This is a genomic window from uncultured Proteiniphilum sp. (assembly GCF_937873925.1).
Taxonomy (GTDB): domain Bacteria; phylum Bacteroidota; class Bacteroidia; order Bacteroidales; family Dysgonomonadaceae; genus Proteiniphilum.
Genome location: NZ_CALNAT010000078.1, coordinates 1 through 5,174 on the forward strand (window position 1 = coordinate 1; position 5,174 = coordinate 5,174).

Below are 5,174 nucleotides of genomic sequence, written 5' to 3' on the forward strand. Positions count from 1 at the left end.
ATTTTGGTGCAACTCCGCCAGATCAACGGATATTTATTGATTATATTTTTGTAAACCAACAGTCAGAGGTTATTAATCACACTGTTCTTCCCGCAAGATTAGATGATATCTTTTTATCTGACCATTGTCCCGTTACGGCACAAATTCTGCTGGTAAATCCTTAAAACAGAAAACAAGTAAATATATTATGAATACAAAGATATTTCTGGTTGTAATTTTTGTTTTACATCTGGCTGTATGTATACAAAATCCGGAGAAAAAACATAAACAAATATCGCAGAAACTAGAAAGTGGATTCGTGAATCCTCCTGATTCTATTCAAACAAGTGTCTATTGGTACTGGATTTCGGATAACATATCAAAAGAGGGTGCTGTAAAAGATCTCCATGCAATGAAAGATGCTGGTATTAACCGTGCATTCATAGGTAATATAGGCATTGATGGCCTCCCCTACGGTGAAGTAAAAATGTTCAGTGACGAGTGGTGGGAGATATTGCATCTTGCTCTTAAAACAGCAACCGAATTAGATATCGAGATTGGTATTTTTAATTCACCGGGATGGAGCCAATCGGGTGGTCCATGGATAAAGCCGGAGGAGTTGGGTGATATAGAAAACCGTACTGCTATTTCTGCCGGGCATATATACGGTAAAACTAAAATATCAGCAGAATCAAATACTTCGGGAGATCCGGCATATTCTCGTTATCCGGCAATGATGAAACAGCGAACAGATCGTTTCTTTGCGGAAGGAATCAATAACACTTTACTGCATGTCTACATTATGCAGCCGTACGAGGATAAAAATCCTGGTGTAAATGCATATTTGAGACACTTTATGACTGGACAACCTCTACCGATGATCGGATAAAATACTATTCAGGAACAGCAAATTACAGTATCAATTTCTCTACATCAGAAGTACAGGAGAATGAAATTATTGAGATCAGCCTGGGTAATCTGACTGCAATGGCTAAGGTATATGTAAATGATAATTACGCAGGCGGGGTTTGGACATACCCCTACAAACTTGATATCACAGATTTTATAATACCGGGGGAAAATGAACTGGTAATAGAGGTGGTCAACAACTGGATGAATCACCTTATTGGCGACCAAAATATTCCTGAAAATCAAATAGATACATGGTGTTTTGTGAATCCATATAATAGAGAAAGCATCCTGCAACCTTCGGGTTTGTTTGGGCCCGTAACCATCAATCGGTTCAAACCGATTAACGGAATATATGATTAATACATTATTTATCAAGAATATGATTTATTTAATGCCTTCTACTCTTATAAATATAAATCTATTTTTTTAATGTGAAAAAATGGAAGGAGTACTGGAAGGATTTTCTGACAAGAAATATGGAGAGCATTTTAATTGAAGCTGAGCATTTCGAAGATACAGGGGGATGGGTGATAGACCAGCAAAGTATTCCCACCTTGGGCTCGTCGTATTTGATGGCTCATGGCTTGGGCGTACCGGTGCAAGACGCGAAAACTGCCGTACTCATTCCTTCATCGGGCACGTATAAAATATGGGTACGTACCCGGAATTGGGTGGGTGACTGGGGCAGGGGACATGCTCCCGGCCAATTCAAGTTACTCGTGAACAAGAAACCACTATCCCCCGTTTTTGGTACTGAACAAGCCGCGTGGCATTGGCAGGACGGGGGGGAAGTTGAACTTGAAAAGGGAGAAACAGAATTGGTGCTACACGACCTAACCGGTTTCAATGGAAGGTGCGACGCGATATTGCTATCGAACGATAGCGAACTAGTACCACCCAATGACCCTCCCGAATTGAGCGATTTTCGAAAAAAACTTCTCGAACCAACAGTCGAAGAGTACTCGGATTTCGATTTAGTGGTGGTCGGGGGTGGTATTGGCGGGATATCAACCGCGCTCACTGCAGCAAGAAATGGCTGCGAGGTCGCATTGATACATGACAGGGAAGTGTTGGGTGGAAACAACAGCTCCGAAGTGCGTGTGGGCCTCTCCGGCCTGATCTACCAGGAGCCCTACCCGAAGTTGGGTGGGTTAATTGATGAATTCGGGCCTATCGGCCACTGGACATTATGGGAAGCGGAAAGGGATCCCACCACCGAAAGAAACAAAAGAATTTTAGACATTATAGAGAAACACCCGGAAAAGAAAATCCATAATGCCGGCCCTGCCACCAACTACGAGGATGACCTGAAAAGGCAAGTTGTGGAAGCGGAAAAAAACATCACCCTGTTTCTTTTCACCCGTGTTGTCGCCGTTGAAAAAAATGGCGACCGTATCTCCTCGGTTCAAGCGGTCAACATCCGCTCGGGCAATGAATACATAATCCGGGGTACCCTATTTGCCGACTGTACCGGGGACGCCATCCTGGGCCTCTTGGCAGGAGCGGATTACCGGGAAGGAAGAGAAAGCAGGGCGATGACCGGTGAACCGTCCGCCCCCGATAGTGCCGATAAATTGGTCATGGGTACCAGCTGCCAGTGGTACGCCAAGGCAAGCGAGCAGGAAACCACGTTTCCCGATTGCCCTTGGGCGGTACCGTTTTCGGAAGCTACCTGCATGCACAAGATCAAAGGTGATTGGAACTGGGAAACCGGTTTTTATAAAGACCAGGTAACAGAAATAGAACATATCCGGGACTACGCGTTACGGGTGATTTTTGGCAATTGGTCGTTCATAAAAAACCATAGTACGAGAAAAGAACGTTACAAAAATTATTCATTGCATTGGATAGCATACATCGGAGGAAAAAGAGAATCAAAGAGATTATTGGGTGATATTATCTTGAGTGAAAACGATATCATCAATCAAGTCCCCTACCCGGATGCAACGTTTAGTACAACGTGGAGCATCGATTTACATTACCCGGTTTACAAAGACAACTTCGAGGAGGAGCCTTTTTTATCCACGGCAAAAAAACAAAAAATAGCCCCCTACGCGGTCCCCTATCGCTGTTTGTACTCGCGAAACATACCCAACCTTTTTATGGCAGGCAGGAACATAAGCGTCACGCATATTGCTTTGGGCACGGTCAGGGTAATGAGAACAATCGCGATGATGGGAGAAGTGGTGGGCATGGCAGCCTCTCTATGCACAGAGCATGATTCGCTACCACCTGCTATTTATACCGACCATTTGGATGGTCTCAAGGAGAAATTAACCAGTATATAAACCAATAATAACAGGATTAAATGATACACTACACAAAAATAGAGGGCTTGATTGCACCTACCTTTACTTCGTTTAATGAAGACGGGGAAATAAACACGGGTATTATTTCCGTGTACGCGGAGAAGTTAAGGAAAAAGGGGCTCAAGGGTGCTTTCATCTTGGGCTCTTCCGGGGAAGGGATGCTTATGAGTGTAAGAGAGCGGAAAGCCGTTGCCGAGGTGTGGGCAAAAGAGCGTTCAGATGAATTTAAACTCATCGTGCACGTGGGAGCCAACGCCTATAAAGATGCTCAAGAATTAGCACTACACGCGGTGGAACTGGGCGCGGATGCTCTATCCATCATGGGGCCTACCTTCCTTCAACCGAAAACCATTAAGGAACTCATTGCGTATATAAAGATTATTGCCGATGTCGTGCCTAACGCCCCCCTCTACTACTATCATATACCGGTAAGAACAGGGTTGAATTTCAATATGATAGATTTGTTGCATGAAGTAGGAGACGAGATACCCAACTTCGTGGGTATAAAATACACGAATAGCAACTTCAAGGACATGCAACAATGCATTCTCTTTGACAATGAGAAATATGACATCCTGCATGGTTCGGATGAAACCCTCCTTTGTGGATTATCACTCGGTATAAAAGGCGGGATTGGCACCACCTATAATTTGATACCCGAGCTCTATTACGGGATGATCGAGGCCTTTGACACCAACAATATTGAAAAGTCGCGACAGTTACAGGCCTATGTGGTCGAGCTGATGAACATCATCAGCAAATATGGAGGAGGTATCGTTGCAGGAAAGCATCTTATGAAAATCGCGAACATGGACTGCGGGCCATGCAGGCTGCCATTAAACACCATCCACAGCGAAGAGGCAAAAGCGATGGAAAACGAGCTAAAGGCAAAAGGTTTGTATGATCCGATAAAAAATTCGTTTGTAGTATGAAAAAAACAATTATCGGGTTGATACTACTTAACATTTTTTTTCTTTAGTCCATTCTCAAGTACACCTGCGATTGTATGTTACCCATAATATTCGTTTCCGCAGTTTTATTATTTGGGCAAACGATAACGGTTTGGCTATATTTGATTTTAAAGATATTACTACATTCAAAGTAATGGTGATGAGTGCCGATCCTAAACCGGAAGGAAAAGAAAGTGGTGCAGATGGTATAACATATAATAGACATGAACGTGTCGGAGATGTGTCGGAGAAATGTCGGAGAAGAAAATGAAGCAGAAAAGATCGGTTTTGATACAGAAAATGATACAGATGATACAGGGGGCGTGATATAGAAAATGATACAGATGAATTAACCCCCTGAGAAACTAAAATTCAGACTAAATTATTAATTATGAAACTAAAACTCATTGATTTAAAGGAGAGTGATTTTAATCTTGTCAAAGAGATATATGACTACTATATTCTAAGTTCGACTGCTACCTTTCATAAGGATTTGATATCAGTAGAGGAACTTAAAAGTATAATCTTGGTCGCGCATCCAAAATATAAATCATTTCTAATTGATTATGAGGGTGAAACTTGTGGATATTGCTATATTTCTCAATATAAAAAGAGACAAGCATATGACAGAACTGCAGAGATAACTATTTATTTAAAACCAGAGTATTCAGGTAAAGGGATTGGGGTAGAAACTATGACGCTGCTTGAAGCGGTTGCTAAAAAAAATGAGATTTTTGTTTTAATAGGGATTATAACAGGTGAAAATCAAGCGAGTATTAGACTATTTGAGAAATGTGGATATGAAAAATGTGCTCATTTTAAAAAAGTTGGAGAAAAATTTGATAGATTACTTGATGTTGTTGCCTATCAAAAAATAATAAATGAATAATCTTTATTTCTCCCCTTCACTAGACAATTATTATTCAAAGATAAGCGGCCGCCCGGAACATTTCTTCCGGCGTTTTATACCCCAATGCCTGATGGGGTCTTTCCCTGTTATAAAATTCCATATAATCCTTTATTT

7 protein-coding genes and 1 pseudogene are annotated in these 5,174 nt (G+C 41.7%); 7 read left to right on the plus strand and 1 reads right to left on the minus strand.

Going from position 1 to position 5,174, the window contains the following annotated elements:
- Nucleotides 1-187: 187 nt before the first annotated feature.
- The 7 genes and pseudogenes from Q0502_RS05575 to Q0502_RS05605 form a co-directional block, all read left to right on the plus strand.
- Nucleotides 188-598, plus strand: a pseudogene (locus Q0502_RS05575) (glycosyl hydrolase); the annotation flags it as partial.
- A complete protein-coding gene (locus Q0502_RS05580) occupies nt 599-868 on the plus strand; it encodes a glycosyl hydrolase (RefSeq protein ID WP_298648216.1) in 270 nt (89 codons plus the stop codon).
- Complete coding sequence (locus Q0502_RS05585; protein ID WP_298648219.1) at nt 865-1,251, plus strand: glycosylhydrolase-like jelly roll fold domain-containing protein; 387 nt, start codon at nt 865-867, stop codon at nt 1,249-1,251. The genes Q0502_RS05580 and Q0502_RS05585 overlap by 4 nt, the downstream gene beginning before the upstream one ends.
- A 116-nt stretch (nt 1,252-1,367) precedes the next feature.
- Nucleotides 1,368-3,179, plus strand: coding sequence for an FAD-dependent oxidoreductase (locus tag Q0502_RS05590; RefSeq protein WP_298648204.1), 1,812 nt, complete (start codon nt 1,368-1,370; stop codon nt 3,177-3,179).
- 20 nt (nt 3,180-3,199) lie between these two features.
- Nucleotides 3,200-4,132 carry a dihydrodipicolinate synthase family protein gene (locus Q0502_RS05595; protein WP_298648207.1) on the plus strand — a complete coding sequence of 311 codons (933 nt, stop codon included), beginning with the start codon at nt 3,200-3,202 and terminating at the stop codon, nt 4,130-4,132.
- Nucleotides 4,133-4,262: 130 nt separating this feature from the next.
- Entirely contained in the window at nt 4,263-4,421 is a 159-nt protein-coding gene (locus Q0502_RS05600; RefSeq protein ID WP_298648210.1) for a hypothetical protein, read from the plus strand.
- 120 nt (nt 4,422-4,541) lie between these two features.
- Nucleotides 4,542-5,039: a GNAT family N-acetyltransferase gene (locus Q0502_RS05605; RefSeq protein ID WP_298648213.1), complete on the plus strand. Its 498-nt coding sequence runs from the start codon at nt 4,542-4,544 to the stop codon at nt 5,037-5,039.
- A 34-nt stretch (nt 5,040-5,073) separates the two neighbouring features.
- Here Q0502_RS05605 and Q0502_RS18970 read toward each other — a convergent pair whose 3' ends face one another.
- Nucleotides 5,074-5,172, minus strand: a complete 99-nt coding sequence (locus Q0502_RS18970) for an integrase core domain-containing protein (RefSeq protein ID WP_366521766.1) — start codon at nt 5,170-5,172, stop codon at nt 5,074-5,076.
- Nucleotides 5,173-5,174: the final 2 nt, after the last annotated feature.